The following is a 20302-nucleotide window of genomic DNA, read 5'->3' as shown; positions in this document are numbered from 1 at the left end:
ACAACGGGGTCAAGTCTGACATTCGGACACGAGCTCTGCCGTAGCTTTGCTTACGGCAGAGCTCGTGTCCGAATGTCAGACTTGACCCCGGGTTGGTTTTAGTCGAGCGTGACTTCTTTGCGGTTGTCGCGCGAAACGCGGTCTATCATCTTGTTGTAGGGATCGACTCCGACGTCGAATGGCTGTTCCTTGACGGTCACCGTCAGCACCGGATCGCTGCCCTGCAACACGCGCTTTTCAGTGAACAGCACGCGCTCTTCGCGCTCCTTGGCGCCCTTGGCGCGGGCGAATACGGCGATCTCCACCGGCTCGTCATACGCGCGCGCCGTTTCCTTGCCCTTGCCGTCCGCTTCCATCTTGGCCAGGTGCAGCGTCATCGTCACATCCCATTGGCCGTCGGCACGCTGGTGCGCCCTGGCCTCGGTTACGCGGTTGTCGTAGAAGACAATCTTCTCGAACAGGTCGGTGATCAGCGCCTGCTTGTCCTGCGGCGCTTCGGCGCGGATGTAGGCCAGCAGCTCGCGGCTGGTGGCGTACGGCGCCTGCTGGTAGGCCTTGTCCACCAGGAAGCGCTTCAGCGCGCGGTTGAGCGCCGCCTCGCCGATCTCGTCGCGCAGTCGGTAGAACACCAGGCTGCCCTTGCGGTAGTGGATGTACTGCTGGTTCTCCACGCGCATCAAGGGCTGCTCTTCCACCAACTCGCCGCCGCGTTCGCGCAGGTACTGGTCCAGCTCGAAGCGCAGGAAGCGGCGCAGCTTGTCGCGGCCGTATTCCTTTTCCATCACCATCAACGCCGAGTACTGCGCCAGCGATTCGATCAGCATGGTCGATCCCTGCATATTGGCGCTGACCACCTGGTGGCCCCACCACTGGTGCGCCATCTCGTGCGCGGTGACGTAGTAGACGTAGTCGATGTCATCCTTGTCGCGCAGGTCGGCGATGAAGCCTATCGATTCCGAGTACGGAATGGTGTTGGCGAACGATTGCGCGAAGCCCTGGTAGTTCGGGAACTCCAGCACCCTCACCTGCTTGTGCTGGTAGGGCGTGTAGTTGGCTTCGAAATAGTCGAGCGATTTCTGCGCCGAGCTGATCATGCGGTCGACGTTGTAGGCGTGCTTGCTGTCGTAGTAGATCTCGATCGGCAAGCCGTGCCACTCGCCCTTGCGCACCTCCCAGCGGGCCGACAGGTAGGCGAAGAACGGCACCATCGGGCGGTCCATCTTGTAGTGGAAGTAGCGACGGCCGTTCTGCTCCCAGCGCTTCTGCAGGTAGCCGGGGGCGATCGCGATCTGGTCGGCGCTGGTCGAGACGGTGGTCTCGAAGTTGATCCAGTCCGCCTCGTCGCTGAAGATGGCGTTGGCGCGCGCCTGCTCGTCCTCCAGCTTGGCCATGCGCACCGGCTCGCCCAGGCCGCGCTTGCGCCGTTCGTTGCGGTCGGTCAGCTCGAACTGCTGGTTGTAGCCGAAGTGCGGGAAGAAGTCGAAGTTATTAAAGAAGGTGCCGTTCAGGTTGATGCTGTCGGCCGCGCCGCTGTTGGTGTAGCCCTGGTTGCGCACGTCGACCTTGAACGACAGGTCCAGCCGCGCGCCCGCCGCCAGCGGCTGCGCCAGCTTGAGGATGCTGAAGCCGGCGACCTTGTCGTCCAGCACCACTTCGTGCGGCGGCAGGTTGTCGAAGCGCGTTTCGATGTCGGGATTACGCTGGATGCGCAACACGGCGAGCGGCGCGCCGGTCTTGTTTTCCATCAGGTAGTGGCCGCGGATCGCCACCCGGCGCTGTTCCGGATAGATGTCGACATCGGCGCGCACGTCGGTGACGCGCGGCTGCGGCAAGCCCTTGTACTGGCGGTACAGCTTTTCGTAGCGGGCCTGCTTGTCCATCGCCACGTCGGACGCTTGGTACTTGTTCAGCACATTGGTGTTGTAGTAGATCCAGGCGCCGCTGCCGACGAAGCCGGCCAGCAGCATCGCCAGCGCCAAGCCGGACCGCCCCTTCAGGCGGCCGATGGCCACGCGCACGCGCTGGCGCCACGGACGCGCCAGCCCGCGCACCCAGAACGCCTGCGCCAGCACCATCAGGGCCAGGCTGAACAGGCTCCAGTATACGCCGAACCACGACCAGCCTTTGAGGAAATGGCCGTAGCCGTTCATGTCCGAATAGCGCAGGCCCGGCATGGCGCCGAAGTTGTACAGGTTATGGTCGAAGTGCATGATGTTCAGCACCATCTGCGACACCATCAGCACGATCACCATCAGGTAGCCGAGGAATTTGTTATTGGTCAGCACTTGCAGCGCCAGCGCCATCAAGCCCATCAGCACGAAGAACGCCGAGTCCAGCAGCATCCCTTGCAGATACAGGCCCACTTCAATCGGCGCGCCGCCCTTGACCAGCTGGAAGCACACGGCCGCCAGCACGCCGGCCAGCAGGAAACCGAAGATCACGCCGACCAACGCGATGGACTTGGCCAGCAACGGCGCCCAGTCCGGCACCGGCATGGCGTCGCTGACGTCGGCGATCTTGACCTGGCGTTCCTTGAAGATCAGCTCGCCGGCATAGAAGGTCAGCACGATGATCAGCATGAAGTTGAAGCTGCTGGCCAGGGTGCGCAGCATCAGCCCGGTGACCGGATAGACGGTGGTGCCGAAGTTGGCGCCGGCCTGGGTGGCGCCGCCGACGAAGTTCAGCACGCTGAACAGCAGCATCACCAGGAAGGGCACGCTCTTGAACACGCCCACGGCGTCGAAGCGCAGGATGTGCCAGCACTGGATCCAGCCGGTCGCTGCGCTGAAGCGCGCCGCCGTGCGCGGCAGCGCCAGCCCGGACGGCGCCGGCGCCGCGCCGGCGCCGTCCGGTTTGGCCTTGCCGAACCAGCGCCGGCCGGTGCCGGCGCGCTGCGGTTTGAACAGCACCAGCGTGGCGCCGAACAACACCAGCGCCACCGCCAGCCACAAGGCGCGGTTGGCCAGCAGGAAACCGCCCAGCGGCGGCAGGCCGGCGTTCGATTCGGCGCTCGAGAAGTAGCGCACGGCGCGGCCGAAGGCGCGCACGCCGAACGGGTCGAGCAACACGGCGGTCCATTCGTTGTTGATGTCGCGGGTGAACGCGCCGGCCACGATCCACAACACGAAGAAGCCCAGCACGCCGACGTAGACCAGCATCATCGAACGCGTGGTGGCGGCCAGCAGCATCAGCAAGGCGCCGATGAAGACCAGGTTGGGGATGACGAAGAAAGCGAAGGCCCACAGGTAGGCAAACAGCGGCTGCGGGCCGACGCGGGCGGCGTCGACCCACGGCATCAACGGCCCCAGCAGCAGGCCGACGGCGATCAGCACGAAGATCGCCAGGCAAGCGACCAGGCCGGCGATGAAGCGCCCGGCCAGGTACTGGTACTTGCGCATCGGCGTGGCGAACAGCATGTCGGAGATGCCGACCTCGCTGTCGCGCAGCACGGCGCCGGCGATGAAGATGGTGACGATGAAGGTGGACATCACCGTGAACATGCCCATCAGCTGAGCCACGACCACCGGCGCGTTGCGGTGCACATTGCCGATCGCGCCGCCGACCTGGATGGCGTCGCTGGTGGCGGCGCCGAAGGCCATCAGGCCCAGGATCACGCCGGTCACCCACAGCAGCGGCTGGCGCAACTGGTAGCGCACATCGAATTTAAAGAATTCCATTAACATGGCGCGCCCCTCAGACAGCGGCGGCGGCACGGCCCGCGTTGCGCACATGCAGGAAGTAGACGTCCTCCAGGTCCGCCTCCACCGAGACGAAGCCGTCGTCCGGCTGGCTGTCGGCAAACACGTTGATCTGCGGCTTGCCGCCGACCAGGCGGGTGTGCAGCACATTCATGCGTTGCTGGTACTCCGGCAAGGCCTCGGCGCTGACGCTGCGGCGCCAGACCTTGTTCTTCAAGGTATCGATGGCGGCCTGCGGCTCGCCCTGCAGCAGCACCTCGCCCTTGACGATCATCGCCATGCGCGGGCACAGGTCGGTGACGTCGTCGACGATGTGGGTCGACAGGATCACCACCACCTGCTCGCCGATCTTGGCCAGCAGGTTGAGGAAGCGGTTGCGCTCGTCGGGGTCGAGGCCGGCGGTGGGTTCGTCGACGATCACCAGCCGTGGCGCGCCCAGCAGCGCCTGGGCGATGCCGAAGCGCTGGCGCATGCCGCCCGAATAGGTGCCCAGGCCGCGCTTGCGCGCTTCCCACAAATTGGTCTGCTGCAGCAGCGCTTCGACCGCTTCCTTGCGCTCGCCGCGCGCGGTCAGGCCTTTGAGCACGGCAAAGTGGTTCAGCAGCACTTCGGCCGTGACCTTGGGGTAGACGCCGAAGTCCTGCGGCAGGTAGCCGAGCTGGCGGCGCAGCGCCTCCGGCTGGGCCAGCACGTCGAGGCCGTCGAAATGGATGCTGCCGCTATCGGGGTCTTGCAGCGTGGCGATGGTGCGCATCAGCGACGATTTGCCGGCGCCGTTGGGGCCGAGCAAGCCGAACATGCCGTTGGGGATGTCGAGGCTGACGTCGTTGATGGCTTTGACGCCGTTGGCGTAGGTCTTGCTCAGCTGTTTGATCGATAGCATGGAACACAATCTCCTGATAGGGAAACGGACACAGTCCGCGGCAACGTTACCTTAAGGCAAAGTTGCCAAGCTATCAGGGATTTTGCGACCAACGGCAGATTTTGCGGATCAAACCGTAGTTTTTTGGCAAATCAGCGCCCGGGGCCGCGCGTGTACTCGGGGAACATTTCCTTCAGCAAGAAGGCGATCAACTCCTTTTCGTCCTCCTTGCGCGCGCTCATCGTCACCACCTTGCCCAGCCGGCGCGAATCCCATTCGAAGTCGCCCGGCTTTTCCTTGCGGATGATCTTGACCATTTCCTTGGCCACGGCGGTCTCGATATCCTGCTCGGCGCCCTGCTCGACGTGGATCTGCTGCAGCCAGCGGCGCTTGAAGTTGGTGTTCCAGCCGCGGAACTTCACGTCGGCGCTGTGATAGCTCTTGTCGACCTGGAAAACGCCGCCGGTGTCGTCCTTGTCGGCGCCGCTGGTGCGGCCCTGCGCGCCGGCGATATTGCCCTTGGCGATGCGCAGCGAGCGTTCGCTGTCGCTCTCGGCCGGGGCGCTCGGCGCCGGTTGCGGGTTGTTGGCCTCGCGCGCGGCGCGGCGCTTGGCGATCATTTCGGACATGTCCTGCTCGGGCGGCGGCGTCATCGTCGCCTGCACCGGCGGCACATAGGTTTCCAGCTTGGGGCGGATGGCGGCCGGCGCGTCCCTGGTGGCGACCTGCTTGCGCGGCGGCGGCGGCTTGGTGGCCTTGGACACTTCGGGTTTCTTCTGCTGCGGCTGGTTCCGCGGCTGGTCCGGCAACGGCGCGACGTAGACTATCGCCCCGCCCTTGGGCGGCGCCGAATGGGTGTTCTTCGGCGCGGGCGAGAGGAAGTAGTACAGCACGCCCAGCAAGTGCAAGGCGATGGAGATGCCGACGCCGATGCGGTTGGACTGCGATTTCCGATCCCATGCGGCGAACCGCTCCCCAGCCTCAGGCAAACGCTGGCCGCAAGTTTCGCAATATTCGGAATTTGCAGAGAGTAAATGGGAATCGTGATGCAAAATAGCAAACCTTGGTTGGAACGAAGTCGACAAAATGCGGCCATAGTGCCAGAGTCCCGGCGTTTTGGGAACCGCCGGGCAAGGCCATGATAACGCGCCGGACAGCGGCGCGCGCGCTCCAGGGGATTTAACAGCGAGAGCTTACAAGTTCCGCGTCTTGACGGGTGTTACCGTATGTATCCACCGGCTTCACAAAGTGACGCGCGGCAACACCATCGAGGCCGCCGGGGCGTCCGCGCGGCGGACGTCGGGCTGGGGGACGGCGTCCATCAGCGCCACCATGGCGTGCACGCTGCGGTCGGCGTCGAGCACCTGGCGCGAGCGCATTTGCGGCCGCGGCAAGGCGTGGGTGTAGTAATGCGCCCCCTCGACCAGGTAGCCCAGCGCCCAGATGTTGCGGGACGGCTGGCCGAAGTCGTCGCGCGGCCGGCCGCCGGCGTCGATGTCGATGCCGCCGGGGTGGAAACTGCCGTTGAAATACGGCCGCGCCAGGCCCCGCTTGAGAATATTACGGATGAGTAAGGAATCGTCGCTGGCGGGGAAAAATCCGTCCAGGCGGGCGATCAGCAACACATCGATCGCATGCCTGGCGACTCCGGCGCCGAACGGGGTGCTCAGCTCATAGCACGCATTCCGCTCGTCGAGCTCGATGCTGCTGCGGGGTCCGGACAGGATTTCGATGACGCCGGCGTCCATCAGCGCCAGCAGTTCCTGGTTGCGCCGCAGCGGCGGCCCGAAGGCGCTGCGGTTGATGGCCGGGTGGTAGAGCTCCAGGAATTGGCGGTGCGAGGCCGGCGTCAGCCCGCCGTGTTCGATCGCCGCCTGCAGGGTGGCGCGCAAGTCGCGCAACACGTCGGTGGCGGCCTTGATCGCACTGTCAACATTGCCCAGCCTGGCTTCGGCCAGGTCCTCGCGCAGCCAGCCGCTGAAGAATGCGCGGAACTCCTCCAGCGTGGCGAACTGGCGTCCGCGCAGCGGGAACAGCAGCTGGTCGATCATCGCCTCGTCGTCCGCGCTCAGCGCGAAGCCGGCGGGATCGGGGGCGGCGCCGTTGGGCTCGGCCCTGGCCAGCGTGCTGCGGTAGACCCAGGCCATTTCGCGCTTGAGCAGCGGCAGCAGTTCGCGCTCGAAGTCCAGCTGGCGGCTGCCGCGCGCGGCCAGCGCCAGGCGCCGCAGCGCGGCCACCGCGTCCGGCGTGAAGTAGTGCGGCTGGTGGCGGCCGTCCAGCCCCTTCTGGTTGACGCCGCGCGCGGCCGCCGGCAGGCAGTTGCGCGAGCACAGGGTCAGCTGCGGCTCGGCGCCGGACCGCTGGTAGCGCAAGCCGTGCTCGCCGCGCACGAAGGCCCCGCCCCGCCCCACCGTCAGCTCGGCGATGAGGTCGTGCGCGCTCAGGCCCAGCCCTTGGATGGCGACGCGGGCGCCGGCCGCTATGCCGTTGAGCTGCTCCAGCGGATAGGCGTGGCGCACGAAGGCCAGGCGGCTGTTGTGGCGCGCGTGCTCGCGCGCGAAGCCGGCCAGCTGCTCGTCCAGCGCGCTGGGCTGGTTGCGGCCGTGGCCGGTGGTCAGGAAGACGAAGTCGCTGGACACCAGGTAGCCGGTGTCGAGCTCGACGGTGCAGCCGCCGTCCGGCTGGCGCCACATGTCGCGCGCGCGCAGGCGGTGGTGGGTCAGGCGCACGCTGGCCGGCAGCGCGGCGGCGATCTGGCGGTAGGCCCAGGCCAGGTATTCGCCCAGCAGGCTGCGCGGCAGGTAGTCGGCTTCGGTGATGGCGGCGCCGCCGTGTTCGCCCAGCTGGTAGTAGCGCTCGCCGACGCGGCGGTAGCCGGCCTGGCGCGCCCACGCCGTCAGCGAGGGCGTGGCGCACACCGGCGCATATTGCACCGCGCCGGGCGCGGGAAACAGCGTGACCTGGCTGGCGATGGTGTTGATCAGCAGATGCTGCGGCTGGCGCGTGCGGTGCACGCCGGGGCCGCAGTCGCCCGGTTCGATCAGGTTGATGTCCAGCGGCAGTTGCCGGCTGGCGGCGATGGCGGCGATGCGCTCAAAAGCGCTGAGCCCGCGCGGGCCCATGCCGATGATGGTGACACTGTAGCGTTTCATGGGCAACCGTCCTTTATCGTGGTCAACTTGCCCATGATAAAGAAACGGTCTTTATAGCAACTTGCTACCGCTCAATGCTTAACCGTGTTCACGGCTTTCAGTGGCACGGCGTGCACACCATCGACGTCCGGGACGTCGCCGGCGACCAGCTCGGCGTCGCTCATCGGGCCGCTGCCGCTGTACTTGTCGAGGAACAGGTAGATGACCGGCGTGATGTACAGCGTGATCACCTGCGAGAAGATCAGGCCGCCAACCACCGCCAGGCCGAGCGGCTGGCGCAGCTCGGCGCCGGCGCCCAGGCCCAGCGCGATCGGCAAGGCGCCCATCAGCGCCGCCATGGTGGTCATCATGATCGGCCGGAAGCGCAGCACGCAGGCTTCGCGGATCGCCTCGGCCGGGGTGCGGCCTTCGTTGCGCTGCACGTGCAGCGCGAAGTCGATCATCATGATGGCGTTCTTCTTGACGATGCCGATCAACATCAGGATGCCGATGATGGCGATCATCGTCAGGTCCAGGTTGAACAGGCGCAAGGTCAGCAAGGCGCCGACCGCGGCCGACGGCAGGCCGGCCAGGATGGTCAGCGGGTGGATGTAGCTCTCGTACAGCACGCCCAGCAGCACGTAGATCACGCCCAGCGCGGCGATGATCAGGATCAGCTGACTGCTTTGCGAGCTCTGGAACACCGCCGCGTCGCCGCCGTAGTTGGTGATGATGGACGGCGGCAGATGCATGTCCACGCCGATCTGGTCGATCTTGGCGGTGGCCTTGCCCAGCGGGACCTCCGGCGCCAGGTTGAACGACAAGGTGATCGCCTGCAGCTGGCCCTGGTGGTTGACGGCGGTCGGGCCGATGGTGCGCTCGACCGTGGCAAAGCTGGACAGCTGCACCAGGTTGCCGCTCTTGTTGCGCACCGAGATGCGGGTCAGCGCGTCGTCGAACTGGCGGTCGGCGGTGGCCGCCTCCAGGATCACGTAGTAGCTGGCGGCCGGCGAGTAGATGGTCGACACCTGGCGCTCGCCGAAGGCCAGGTAGAGCGCGGTGCGGACGTCGCCGATGGCCACGCCGAGGTTGTTGGCCCGGTCGCGGTCTATCTTCAGCGACGCTTGCAGGCCCTTGTTCTGCGAATCGCTGGTGACGTCGCGGAAGTCGGGATCGGCGCGCAGCTGGTCGAGGTATTTCTGGGCCCAGTCGTTGAGCGCGCCGGGGCTGACCGATTGCAGCGTGTACTGGTAGCGGCTCTTGGACTGGCGTCCGCCCAGCTGCAGGTTCTGCACCGGACTCAGGTAGACCGAGATGCCGGCCACCGTCTTGGTGGCCTTGCGCAGGCTGTCCAGCACTTGCGGCATCTTCTGGCGCTGGTTGCGCGGCTTGAGCACCAGGAACATGCGGCCGCCGTTGCCGCCGCCGACGAACGAGGTCACGTCCTGCACATTGGGGTCGGCCTTGATGACGGCCGCCACCCGCTCCTGCAAGTCCATCAGCGAGGCCGACGAGATGTCTTCCGACGCTTCGGTGTTGACGCGGATCTGGCCCAGGTCTTCCTCGGGGAAGAAGCCTTTCGGGATGGTGATGTACAGCACCGCCGTCAGCGCGAAGGTGCCGATCGCCGCCATCAGCACGAGGTAGCGGTGGTGCAGCGCGATGTCCAGCGTGCGCACATAGCCGTTGCGCAGCGCGGTGAAGCCGGCCTCGAACCAGCGGCCGATGAAGCCGCCCTTGTCGTGCTCGGGATCGATGGCGTCGGCCGGCAGCAGGCGGCTGGCCAGCATCGGCACCAGCATCAGCGACACCGCCGCCGACACCAGCACCGACAGCGCCACCACCACGGCGAACTCATGGAACATCAGGCCGATCACGCCGGGCATGAAGAAGATCGGAATGAACACGGCCACCAGCGAGACCGAGATCGAGATGATGGTGAAGCCCATTTCCTTGGCGCCCACCAGCGAGGCTTGCAAGGGCTTCTTGCCCATCTCGATGTGGCGCACGATGTTCTCCAGCACCACGATGGCGTCGTCGACCACCAGGCCGACCGCCAAGGTGATGCCGAGCAGCGACACGTTGTCGAGGCTGTAGCCGAAGGCGTACAGCAAGGCCAGCGCGCCCAGCAGCGAGATCGGCATGGTGATGGCCGGGATGAAGGTGGCGGCCGCGCGCCGCAGGAACAGGAAGATCACCAGCACCACCAGGAAGATGGTCAGCAGCAAGGTCAGGTTGACGTCGTGGATGGCTTCGCGGATCGACACCGAACGGTCGTTGACCAGGTTGATGTTGATCGACGCCGGCAACTGGGTCTTGAAGCGCGGCAGCAGGCGGCGCACGCCGTCGACCACCTGCACGGTGTTGGCGTCCGGCTGGCGCTGCACCAGCAGCACGATGGAGCGCTCGCCATTGTAGCTGCCGGCGGTCTTGACCGACTGGAAGCTGTCCTCGACCGTCGCCACGTCCTTCAGGCGCACCGGCTGGCCGTTGCGCTGGGCCACGATCAGCTCGGCGAATTCGGAGGCCTTCATCAGCTGGGCGTTGCCCTGGATGGTCAAGGTCTGGCTCGGGCCGTCGAGGATGCCCAGCGGCGTGTTGGCGTTGGCCGACTTGAGCGCCTGCTGCAATTCATCCAGGGTCAGGTTGCGGGCGTTCATCAGCTCGGACTTGGCGCGCACCCGCACGGCGAAACGCTTCTGGCCGTTGACGCTGACCTGGGCCACGCCCGGCAAGGTCGACAGGCTGGGCGCGATCAGGTTTTCGGCGTAGTCGTTCAGTTCGGCCAGGGTCAGCGACGGCGAGTTCATGGTCATGAACAGCACCGGCGCGTCGGCCGGGTTGACCTTGCGGTAGGACGGCAGGTCGGTCATCTCGATCGGCAACTGGCGCTGGGCGCGCAGCAGCGCCGCCTGCACATCGACCGCCGCTTCGTTGACATTGACGCTGGGGTCGAACTCCAGGGTCAGCGAGGAATTGCCCAGCGTGTTGGTGGAGGTGATCAGCGCCAGCCCGGCGATGGTGGAGAACTGCTTTTCCAGCGGCAGCGCGACGGACGAGGCCATCGTGTCCGGCGCGGCGCCCGGCAGGTCGGCCGAGACGTTGATGACCGGGGTGTTGTAGCTCGGCAGCGCGGCGACCGGGATGTAGAAGTACGACAGCACGCCGGCCAGTATCAAGCTCAGCGACAGCAGCACCACCATCACCGGCCGGCGGATGCATAACTCGGAAAGGTTCATGCTCAGCCTTTCTGCCTGGTCGTGTCCGCAGGCTTGTCGGCCCCGGCGATGCGCACCTTGCCGCCCGGCCGCAGGTTTTGCTTGCCGTCGACGATGACTTGCTCGCTGCCGCTCAAGCCGGACACGGCGGCGTGCTCGCCGAACGCGTACAGGCGCTTGATGTTCACCACCTTGGCGGACTGGTCGGCGTCGACCGCGTAGATGAAGGTGCCGCGGGTGTTGCTGATGATAGCGTTTTGCGGAATCACCATGGCATCTTTCAACACTTGCGAGATGAGCTTGGTGTTGACGTACTGGCCCGGCCACAAATTGGTGTCCCGGTTGTCGAACTGGGCTTTCACGCGGATCACGCCGGCGACCGGATCGACGGTGTTGTCGATGAAGCTCAGGGCGCCGCTGATTTCCTGGTCGGAGTTGCCCAGCGCGACCTTGACCGGCACCGCGCCCTGGTGCTGCGCCTGCAGCAGGCCGGCCAGCGCCGACTCCGGCAAGGTGAAGGAGACGTTGATCGGATCGAGCTGGGTGATGGTGGTCAGCGAGGTGGCCAGTTGCACCAGGCTGCCCGGATAGACGTTGATGGCGCCGACGCGGCCGTTCATCGGCGCGCGGATCGCAGTGTAGCTGGCGTCGACCCCGACCGAGCGGGCGGCGGCCACATCGGACTGCAGCAGCGCGCGCGCCGCATCGACCTGGCTCTTGAGCGTGTCGACCGCGCCCTGGGCGATGAAGCCTTTGGCCAGCAGTTCCAGCGAGCGCTGGTACTGGCGCTCGTAGTCGGCCAGCGCGGCCTGGTCGCGCGCGACCTGGGCCTGGGCCTTGTCGACGTTGGCGCGCGCGCTGCGGTCGTCCAGCGTGAACATCAGCTCGCCCGATTTGACGAACTGGCCTTCCTTGATGTGCACCTTGGCGATGGTGCTGGTGGTTTGCGGATGCAGGTCCACCGTGCTGATCGGCGTGACGGTGCCGTTCGCTTGCAGCACCACCGGCACGTCCTGGCGCACCGGCGCGATCACACTGACGGTGGTCGGGCCTTGGGCGCCCGGGCCGTTGGCGGCTTTGGGCTGTTCCGCCGTTGGATGCGTCAGGTACCAGACGCCACCGCCTGCCGCCACGACGGCGCCGACCAGGAATGCTAAAGAAGATTTTTTCATTATTTTTTTAATGGGGTTGGGCGCGGGGCTCAGGCGCCGGCGTAGTATTCGGGCACGATCAGGGTGACTTCCAGGCCGCCGTCCGCATGGTTGGACAGCATGACGTTGGCGCCGTGCTGCTCGGCGATGTTGCGGGCGATGGTCAGGCCCAGGCCGGTGCCGCCCGATTCGCGCGAGCGCGAGGTTTCGATGCGGTAGAACGGTTCGAACACGCGTGCCATCTGGTCCTGGTCGATGCCGGGGCCGCCGTCGCGGATGCGGATGCGGGCCGCGCCCACCATGCGCTCGACGGTCACGTTGGCGTAGTGGCCATATTTGACGGCGTTGTCGATCAGGTTGACCAGGCAGCGGCGTATCGCCAGCGGCCGGCCCATCAGCGCCATCGCCGCGCGGCCGCGCAGCTCGACCTGCTGGCCGCCGTCGGTGGCGTCGCTGCACACGCTGTCGAGCAGCGCATCGAGGTCCAGCGCCTGCATGGTTTCGGTGGTGTCCATGCTGCGCGCCAGGTCCAGGCCTTCCTTGACCATTTGCTGCATCGCCGACAAGTCGTCGACCAGGCGCTGCTGCAACTCGCGGTCGCCGACTTTTTCCAGGCGCAGGCGCAACCGGGTCAGCGGCGTCTGCAGGTCGTGGGTGATGGCGGCCAGCATCTGCGTGCGCTGCATGATGTGCTGGCGGATGCGCGCCTGCATGGCGTTGAAGGCGGCGCTGGCCTGGCGGATCTCGGCCGCGCCGCTCAGCACCACCGGCGCGTGGTTGATGTCGTTGCCCAGGTCCTTGGCGGCCTGCGCCAGCTGCTTGAGCGGACGCACGGTCATGCGGGTGACCAGGTAGGCCAGCGCGGCAATGCTGAACAGGAAAGGCAGCATGGCCATCAACTCGCTATGGCCCGACGGCGGCGGCGCGCGCGGCGGCAGCACGGACAGCTTGAGCACCTGGCCGTCGTGCAGCTGCACGTTCATGGTTTCGCAGGTGCCGCGCCACTGGCTGGGCGCGAAGATGTTGTTGCTCTTGCGCGGCAGGTCGCAGGCGGCCGGATGTTCGGCCAGCGGCCCCAGCTTGAAGCCCTGGCCCAGGCGCAATTGCAAGGTGGCGGAAAACTCGGTCGGCGGCAGCGCGGCGGCCAGCGGCATGTCGGTCGCCTCCAGCCGAACCGTGCCGCGGTTGGCCATGCGCAGGTAGGTCGGGCGCGAGGCTTCCGGCAGCACGTCGGCCGTGGTGATCAATTGCTCGGCGCGCTCCAGCGCGTGGAAGTCGCGGTAGCGTTCCAGCGCGCGCGTGCGCTCGCCCACCGCCAGCCACTGGGTCAGCGCCGCCGAGGCGACGATGCCGAGCAGCAGGATCAGGAACACCCGCCCGGTCATCGATCCCAGGAAGACTTTCACGCTTGCGGCTCCACGCTGACGGTGCCGGCCAGCACGTAGCCGCCGTTGCGCACGGTCTTGATGATTTGCGGCAGGCGCGCGTCCTCGCCCAGCTTCTGGCGCAGCCGGCTGATCTGGATGTCGATCGAGCGGTCGAAGGGATCGGCGTCGCGGCCCTGGGTCAGGTTGAGCAGCTGGTCGCGGTTGAGCACGCGGTTCGGATGCTCGAGGAAGACCTTGAGCAAGCGGAACTCGGCGCCCGACAGCATGATGACGATGCCGTCCGGATTGAGCAGGTGGCGCGCGGTCAGGTCCAGCGTCCAGCCGGAGAAGCGCAGCTGCTGCGCCTTCTCGGCGCCGCTGCCGACCGGCATGGCGTTACTGCGGCGCAGCACGCTGCGGATGCGCGCCAGCAGCTCGCGCGGCTCGAACGGCTTCGGCAGGTAATCGTCGGCGCCCATTTCCAGGCCGAGGATGCGGTCCAGCGGTTCGTTGCGGGCGGTCAGCATGATGACCGGCAGCGTGGAGTGGGCGCGCAGCTTGCGGCACAGGGTCAGGCCGTCGTCGCCGGGCAGGTTGAGATCGAGCACCACCAGGTCCGGGCGGCCTTCGTCGAGCAGCTTCCACATGGCGCTGCCGTCGGCGGCGCACAGGGCGCGGTAGCCATTCGATTCGAGGTAGTCGGCCAGCAAGGTGCGGATGTCGCGATCGTCGTCTACGATCAAGATAGTTGATGTGGGTTCCATGTGCTAATTATCCCCAGTTAGACGGCGCGTGACCAATCACCAATTGTATCGTCTTGTATATCCCCCCAGGGACGAAACATCTGGATACAAAATCTCAGGTCTGGGAAACTTGGCGGCAACCTTGCGCTGCCACTATGCAGTCAAGCGCGGCGCCGAATGCATCGCGATACCTAACTTTCAATGATAGAGGAACCACCATGAACGTCTTACGCAAAAGCATATTGATCGGTTTTACCGTGCTGGGCATGGCGGCGGCGCAGGCCCAGGATACGTTGCCTGCGGCCGGCCGCCACGGCGCCACTGTCAACAAGGAGCAGATGCAAGCCAGGATGGCGGAGATGTACGCCAAGCGCCAGGCCAGGATGCATGATCTGCTGAAGCTGACGGCGCAGCAGGAAGCGGCCTGGGCCACCTACCAGGCGGCCATCGGTCCCGCCGCGACCGGCGGCACGCTGCCCGACCGCGCGGCCATCGCCAAGATGTCGGCGCCGGACCGCATGGCCAAGATGCTCGACCTGAGCAAGCAGCGCCAGGTCAGGATGGAGGCGCACCTGGCCGCGCTGACGGCGTTCTATGGCCAGCTGACGGCCGAGCAGAAAGCCATCTTCGACGACCATAGCCGGGGCGGCGCGCACGGCGGCCACGCCGGCCCGCGCGGCGGCTGGCACAGCCACCGCGGCTGAGCTAGTTCAGTCGCGCCAGCGATGCGGTGAACTTGGCCGCATCCTGGAAGCCGATGACGCGGGCGCCGTCGATTTCCTTGCCTTGCTGATCGAACAGGATGATGCCCGGCGGGCCGAACAGGCCGAAGCGCTTCAGCATGGCTTTGTCGTCGGCGTCGTTGGCGGTCACGTCCACTTGCAGCAGCACGCTGTTGGCCAGCCGGGCGCGCACTTGCGGATCGACGAAGGTCAGCTTTTCCATTTCCTTGCAGGACACGCACCAGTCGGCGTAGAAGTCCAGCATGGCGGTCTTGCCGCCAGTCCGGGCCAGCACGGCGTCCAGTTGCTGCACGGTCTTGACGCGCTGGAAGGCCAGCGGCGCCTCATGCTTGCCGCCGCTCAGATGCGCCAGCGGCGCCAGCGGATCGCGGCCGCCGCTGACCACGCCCACCAGTTGCATCAGGCCCAGCACGGCGACGATGACGCCGACCGACTTGGCCACCCACCTGCCCCGGTTCATCAGCAGGTACATGCCGTAGCCGATGAACAGCGCGGCCCAGCCCATCATCTGCACCGCGGCCGGCAGCACCGGCGACACCAGCCACCAGCCCATCGCCAGCATCAGCACGCCGAAGAAGCGCTTGACGGCGTCCATCCACATGCCGGCGCGCGGCAGCAAGGCGCCGGCCGAGACGCCGACCAACATCAGCGGCACGCTCATGCCGACCGCCATGGCGAACAACGCGCTGCCGCCGATGACGATGTCGCGGCTCTGGCTGATGTAGACCAGCGCGGCGGCCAGCGGCGCGGCCACGCAAGGACCGACGATCAGCGCCGAGATCGCGCCCATCACGAACACGCCGGCCAGCTTGCCGGAAGATTGGCGGTTCGACACCGTGCTCAGTTTCGATTGCAGCGCGGCCGGCACTTGCAGCTGGTAGAAGCCGAACATCGACAGCGACAACGCCGCCATCAGCAGGCCGAAGCCGCCCAGCACCCACGGGTTCTGCAGCGCGGCGGCCAAGCCCTCGCCCGCCAGGCCGGCGGCGACGCCCAGCGCGGTGTAGACGATGGCCATGCCGAGCGAATACGTGACCGACAACAGCAGGCCGCGCCCACGACTGCTGTTGGCGCCCTCGCCGACGATGATCGAGGACAGGATGGGCACCATCGGCAGCACGCACGGCGTGAACGACAGGCCCAGGCCCAGCAAGGCGAACAGCGGCAGGATGACCAGCAGCCTGCCCGATTTGAGCGCCGCTTCAAGATGGCCGGAATCGCCGGCCGGCACGGCGGCGGCCGGCGGGTTCAGCGGCGGCAGGATGGTGGCGGCCGGCATCGGGATGGCGCGGATGGTGACGCCCGGCGTCAGCGCCGCGGGCTTGCCTTCGCCGACCGCGGTGCTGGCGGCCGGCGCTGCGCTGGCGGCCGGTGCGCTGGCGGCCGGCGGCACGGTCATCAGCGGCGCCGCCGTGGCGTTGATGGGAGTTGCCGCGACGGCGGCGGCGGCGGGCTTGGCGCCGGCCGGCAGCGGCACCGAACCACTGGCGGCCAGCGACGCCTTGTAATCCTGCGGCGCATAGCACAGGCCCTTGTCCGAGCAGCCCTGCCCCACGACCATCAGCGTGAACGGACCATCGCCCTCCACCGGCAGCGTCATGGTGACGGTCTTGCGGTAGGTCTCGAGGTTTTTCTGGAAGGTCTCGTCGAAGTGCACCGTGCCGGCCGGGATCGACAGCGCGCCCAGCTTGGCGCCGTTGGCGCTGAACTTGTAACGCTCGCGGTACATATAGTAGCCGTCGGCGATCTGGAAGCTGACCGACACGGTGTGGCCGTCGACCATGCGGGCCGAGAACTTGAACGCCGCATCGGGTTCCAGGAAGCCGTCGTCGGCCAGCGCGGGACGCGCCATCAACAAGGCGATCAGCGACAGCAGCGACACGAACAGGCGGGCAATACGAGGCATGGGTTTTCTTTCGACGAAACGAGCACCAGCATAGTACACCGGGGCCGTTTTTTGCGCCTGAGGCCAGCCTTAAAGCCTGCTAAACTCGGCTTTTCCCCGTGATGGAGCACCCGATGACGACACTACGCCCCCTGCTGTTTTCCGTCCTGGCGCTGGCCGCCGGCGCCGCCTGCGCCCAGGCGCCCGCCAAGGCGCTGGCCAGCGTGACGCCGCAGGATTTGCTGAACCATATCAAGACGCTGGCGTCGGACGATTTCGAGGGCCGCGCGCCGGGTTCGCCGGGCGAGGCCAAGACCGTGGCCTACCTGCAGCGGCAGTTCAAGAAGCTGGGCCTGAAGCCGGGCAATCCCAACGGCGGCTGGACCCAGGCGGTGCCGATGCGCGGCCTGCAACCGACGCCCAGCTTCAGCTACACGATAGGCGGCCGGACGGTGGCGCTGAACTTCCCGCAAGACTACGTGGCCCATTCGACCAGCCAGCCGACCAGCGTCAACGTCGCCAATTCCGAGATCGTGTTCGTCGGCTACGGCGTGCAGGCGCCCGAGTACGGCTGGGACGACTACAAGGGTGTCGACGTGCGCGGCAAGACCATCCTGATGCTGATTAACGACCCGGCCGTGGCCGATCCGCAAGATCCGTCCCGGCTGGACCCGGCCATGTTCAAGGGCAGCGCCATGACCTACTACGGCCGCTGGACCTACAAGTACGAGATCGCCGCCAAGCTGGGCGCGGCGGCGGCCATCATCATCCACGAGACCAAGCCGGCGGCCTATCCGTGGGACGTGGTGCGCAGCGGCGGCAATGGCGAGCAGTTCAGCCTGCTGCACGAGGGCGCCGATCCCGACGCGCCGGCGGTGCCGGGCTGGATCCAGCTGGACCAGGCCAGGCAGATGATGGCGGCGGCCGGCTACGATTTCGACACGCTCAAGCGGCAGGCGCAGACCCGGGACTTCCGCCCCGTCAGCCTGAAGGGCACGGCCGACTTCAAGGTGGAGAACACGGCGCGCACAGTCGATTCGAACAATGTGCTGGGCCTGATCGAGGGCAGCGATCCCAAGCTCAAGCATGAGTACCTGATCTACAGCGCGCACTGGGACCACCTGGGCATCGACCAGCGCCTGCCGGGCACGCGCACGCAGCAGATCTACCACGGCGCGCTGGACAACGCCTCCGGCACCGCCGCGCTGCTGGCGCTGGCCAAGGCCTACCAGGCGCTGCCGAAGGCGCCCAAGCGCTCGATCCTGTTCCTGGCCACCACCGCCGAAGAGCGCGGCCTGCTGGGGGCGAAATACTATGCGGCCCATCCGCTGTACCCGCTCAAGCGGACGGTGGCCAACATCAATATCGACGGCATCAACGCCTGGGGCAAGACGGCGCAGATCGAGAACGTGACCTCGGGCCATTCCAGCATCGACGAGCTGCTGGCCAAATACGCGATGCTGCAGGGGCGGCTGATGGAGAAGGACTCGCGGCCGGAGCTGGGCAGCTTCTACCGCGCCGACCAGCTGGAGTTCGCGCGCGTGGGCGTGCCGGTGCTGTACACCAAGGCCCGCAGCCGCTTCCTGGACCAGCCGGACGACTATGCGCACCAGGTGGTCGACCGCTATGTCGCGCATGACTACCATCAGGTGACCGACGACGTCCGCAACGATTGGGACTTCCGTGGCGGCGTGCAGGACATCCAGCTGCTGTTCCAGGTGGGGCTGGACATCGCCCAGGGGACGACGCCGGCATGGAACGCCGGCTCGGAGTTCAAGGCGGCCGGCGAGCGGCGCTTGAAGTAATAAAAAAAGCCAGGCAGAGCCTGGCTTTTCTTTAAACGCTTACAACGGCGAAGATTACTCTTCTGCGGTTGGCGCTGCGTCGATGTCGGTGACTTCTGGACGGTCCATCAGCTCAACGTAAGCCATTGGAGCGTTGTCGCCAACACGGAAACCCATTTTCAGGATGCGCAGGTAGCCGCCGTTGCGGTTTGCGTAGCGTGGGCCCAGTTCTGCGAACAGCTTCAGAACCATTTCACGATCGCGCAGACGGGCGAATGCCAGACGCTTGTTAGCCAGGGTGTCGGTCTTGCCCATGGTCAGGATAGGCTCAACTACGCGGCGCAGCTCTTTAGCTTTTGGCAGCGTGGTTTTGATGGCTTCATGACGCAGCAGGGAAACGGTCATGTTGCGCAGCATTGCCAGACGGTGGGACGAGGTACGATTCAGTTTACGGAGGCCGTGACGGTGACGCATGGTACTTCCTTTCAGGTGTTTAAATCCGAGTTCTTCGATCGCTCACGTTTGAAGGCGAGCGCGGACCGGTTCTAGGGATAACGCCCGGCACAACATGCGCCGGGCGGGTACGACAAATCAGTTGGCAACAGGGCAGAACATCGCTGCGCGATGTCCAGCACTGTCACCCAATCTCAAATCAGTTGGTAACAGGGCAGAACATCGCTGCGCGATGTCCAGCACTGTCACCCAATCTGTTATTTTTCCAGACCAGCAGGCGGCCAGTTTTCCAGCTTCATGCCCAAGGTCAGGCCGCGCGACGCCAGCACTTCCTTGATTTCGTTCAGGGACTTGCGGCCCAGGTTCGGCGTCTTCAGCAGTTCGTTTTCCGAACGCTGGATCAGGTCGCCGATGTAGTAGATGTTTTCGGCTTTCAGGCAGTTGGCCGAACGCACGGTCAGTTCCAGGTCGTCCACTGGACGCAGCAGGATAGGATCGACCAGCGGTGCGCGCGAAGGAGCTTCGGCAGCGGCTTCGGTGCCTTCCAGGGCGGCGAACACGTTCAGTTGATCGACCAGCACGCGGGCCGATTGACGGATCGCTTCTTCCGGCGAGATGACGCCGTTGGTTTCGATGTTGATGATCAGCTTGTCCAGGTCGGTACGCTGTTCCACGCGAGCGGACTCGACGAAGTAGGAAACGCGGCGTACCGGCGAGAACGATGCATCCAGAATGATGCGGCCGATGGTCTTGTTGGTGTCTTCGGACAGGCGGCGTACGTTACCTGGCACATAGCCACGGCCTTTTTCGACCTTGATCTGCATGTCCAGTTTGCCGCCGGCGGTCAGGTGGGCGATCACGTGGTCCGGATTGATCAGTTCCACGTCGTGTGGCAGATCGATGTCCGATGCCAGGATGGCGCCTTCGCCTTCCTTTTTCAGGGTCAGGGTGACGGAGTCACGGTTGTGGACTTTAAAGACCACGCCCTTCAGGTTCAGCAGCAGGTCAACGACGTCTTCCTGCACGCCGTCGAGCGACGAGTATTCGTGTACAACGCCCGCGATCGTCACTTCGGTCGGCGCGTAGCCCACCATCGACGACAGCAGTACGCGGCGCAGCGCATTACCCAATGTATGGCCATAGCCGCGTTCGAACGGCTCCATCACTACTTTAGCGTGGCCGGCGCCCAGCGCCTCTACATCGATAATACGTGGCTTCAACAGACTGTTTTGCATGTGGTGTCCTCTTCAATACCCTCGGCGCGTTA

At 65.8% G+C, this 20302-nt stretch carries 13 protein-coding genes; 2 read left to right on the top strand and 11 right to left on the bottom strand.

Features of this window, described 5'->3' with window-relative positions; all coding sequences use genetic code 11:
* Positions 1-98: 98 nt before the first annotated feature.
* The 8 genes from AC1RMD_RS22640 to AC1RMD_RS22605 all read right to left on the bottom strand — a co-directional run bounded on the left by AC1RMD_RS22640 (position 99) and on the right by AC1RMD_RS22605 (position 14191).
* Positions 99-3683 (bottom strand): M1 family aminopeptidase, encoded by a 3585-nt coding sequence (locus AC1RMD_RS22640; protein WP_492929600.1) that lies wholly within the window; start codon positions 3681-3683, stop codon positions 99-101.
* A gap of 10 nt (positions 3684-3693) precedes the next feature.
* Positions 3694-4581: an ABC transporter ATP-binding protein gene (locus AC1RMD_RS22635; RefSeq protein WP_492929598.1), complete on the bottom strand. Its 888-nt coding sequence runs from the start codon at positions 4579-4581 to the stop codon at positions 3694-3696.
* Positions 4582-4712: 131 nt separating this feature from the next.
* Positions 4713-5549 (bottom strand): hypothetical protein, encoded by an 837-nt coding sequence (locus AC1RMD_RS22630; protein ID WP_492929596.1) that lies wholly within the window; start codon positions 5547-5549, stop codon positions 4713-4715.
* A gap of 252 nt (positions 5550-5801) precedes the next feature.
* A complete protein-coding gene (locus AC1RMD_RS22625) occupies positions 5802-7712 on the bottom strand; it encodes an FAD/NAD(P)-binding protein (protein WP_492929594.1) in 1911 nt (636 codons plus the stop codon).
* Between the two features lie 71 nt (positions 7713-7783).
* A complete protein-coding gene (locus tag AC1RMD_RS22620) occupies positions 7784-10930 on the bottom strand; it encodes an efflux RND transporter permease subunit (RefSeq protein WP_492929592.1) in 3147 nt (1048 codons plus the stop codon).
* A 2-nt stretch (positions 10931-10932) separates the two neighbouring features.
* Positions 10933-12081, bottom strand: coding sequence for an efflux RND transporter periplasmic adaptor subunit (locus tag AC1RMD_RS22615; protein ID WP_492929590.1), 1149 nt, complete (start codon positions 12079-12081; stop codon positions 10933-10935).
* Between the two features lie 29 nt (positions 12082-12110).
* Positions 12111-13466 (bottom strand): ATP-binding protein, encoded by a 1356-nt coding sequence (locus AC1RMD_RS22610; RefSeq protein WP_492929588.1) that lies wholly within the window; start codon positions 13464-13466, stop codon positions 12111-12113.
* Positions 13463-14191, bottom strand: a complete 729-nt coding sequence (locus AC1RMD_RS22605) for a response regulator (RefSeq protein WP_492929586.1) — start codon at positions 14189-14191, stop codon at positions 13463-13465. Before AC1RMD_RS22605 ends, AC1RMD_RS22610 begins: the two co-directional genes overlap by 4 nt.
* A 197-nt stretch (positions 14192-14388) precedes the next feature.
* On the opposite strand from AC1RMD_RS22605, the gene AC1RMD_RS22600 reads away from it, so the two are divergent.
* Positions 14389-14874, top strand: a complete 486-nt coding sequence (locus AC1RMD_RS22600; RefSeq protein ID WP_492929584.1) for a Spy/CpxP family protein refolding chaperone — start codon at positions 14389-14391, stop codon at positions 14872-14874.
* A gap of 1 nt (position 14875) precedes the next feature.
* Here the strand turns inward: AC1RMD_RS22600 and dsbD are convergent, their stop codons facing one another.
* Complete coding sequence (dsbD, locus tag AC1RMD_RS22595; protein ID WP_492929582.1) at positions 14876-16819, bottom strand: protein-disulfide reductase DsbD; 1944 nt, start codon at positions 16817-16819, stop codon at positions 14876-14878.
* A 113-nt stretch (positions 16820-16932) separates the two neighbouring features.
* On the opposite strand from dsbD, the gene AC1RMD_RS22590 reads away from it, so the two are divergent.
* Entirely contained in the window at positions 16933-18603 is a 1671-nt protein-coding gene (locus AC1RMD_RS22590; RefSeq protein ID WP_492929580.1) for a M28 family peptidase, read from the top strand.
* A 54-nt stretch (positions 18604-18657) separates the two neighbouring features.
* Here the strand turns inward: AC1RMD_RS22590 and rplQ are convergent, their stop codons facing one another.
* Positions 18658-19056 carry a 50S ribosomal protein L17 gene (gene rplQ, locus AC1RMD_RS22585; protein ID WP_026334876.1) on the bottom strand — a complete coding sequence of 133 codons (399 nt, stop codon included), beginning with the start codon at positions 19054-19056 and terminating at the stop codon, positions 18658-18660.
* Positions 19057-19292: 236 nt separating this feature from the next.
* On the bottom strand, positions 19293-20270 hold the full coding sequence (locus AC1RMD_RS22580; RefSeq protein ID WP_008444343.1) for a DNA-directed RNA polymerase subunit alpha: 978 nt from the start codon (positions 20268-20270) through the stop codon (positions 19293-19295).
* Between the last annotated feature and the right edge of the window lie 32 nt (positions 20271-20302).

The organism is Duganella sp. GW822-FHT06D06 (genome assembly GCF_058799615.1).
Note: the sequence above shows the minus strand (reverse complement) of the source record. Positions and strands in the feature narration are given on the sequence as shown.

Coding starts and splice junctions, on each gene's coding strand:
- AC1RMD_RS22640 (WP_492929600.1), bottom strand. CDS start 3,683: ATGTTAATGGAATTCTTTAAATTCGATGTGCGCTACCAGTTGCGCCAG.
- AC1RMD_RS22635 (WP_492929598.1), bottom strand. CDS start 4,581: ATGCTATCGATCAAACAGCTGAGCAAGACCTACGCCAACGGCGTCAAA.
- AC1RMD_RS22625 (WP_492929594.1), bottom strand. CDS start 7,712: ATGAAACGCTACAGTGTCACCATCATCGGCATGGGCCCGCGCGGGCTC.
- AC1RMD_RS22620 (WP_492929592.1), bottom strand. CDS start 10,930: ATGAACCTTTCCGAGTTATGCATCCGCCGGCCGGTGATGGTGGTGCTG.
- AC1RMD_RS22615 (WP_492929590.1), bottom strand. CDS start 12,081: ATGAAAAAATCTTCTTTAGCATTCCTGGTCGGCGCCGTCGTGGCGGCA.
- AC1RMD_RS22605 (WP_492929586.1), bottom strand. CDS start 14,191: ATGGAACCCACATCAACTATCTTGATCGTAGACGACGATCGCGACATC.
- AC1RMD_RS22600 (WP_492929584.1), top strand. CDS start 14,389: ATGAACGTCTTACGCAAAAGCATATTGATCGGTTTTACCGTGCTGGGC.
- dsbD (WP_492929582.1), bottom strand. CDS start 16,819: ATGCCTCGTATTGCCCGCCTGTTCGTGTCGCTGCTGTCGCTGATCGCC.
- AC1RMD_RS22590 (WP_492929580.1), top strand. CDS start 16,933: ATGACGACACTACGCCCCCTGCTGTTTTCCGTCCTGGCGCTGGCCGCC.
- rplQ (WP_026334876.1), bottom strand. CDS start 19,056: ATGCGTCACCGTCACGGCCTCCGTAAACTGAATCGTACCTCGTCCCAC.
- AC1RMD_RS22580 (WP_008444343.1), bottom strand. CDS start 20,270: ATGCAAAACAGTCTGTTGAAGCCACGTATTATCGATGTAGAGGCGCTG.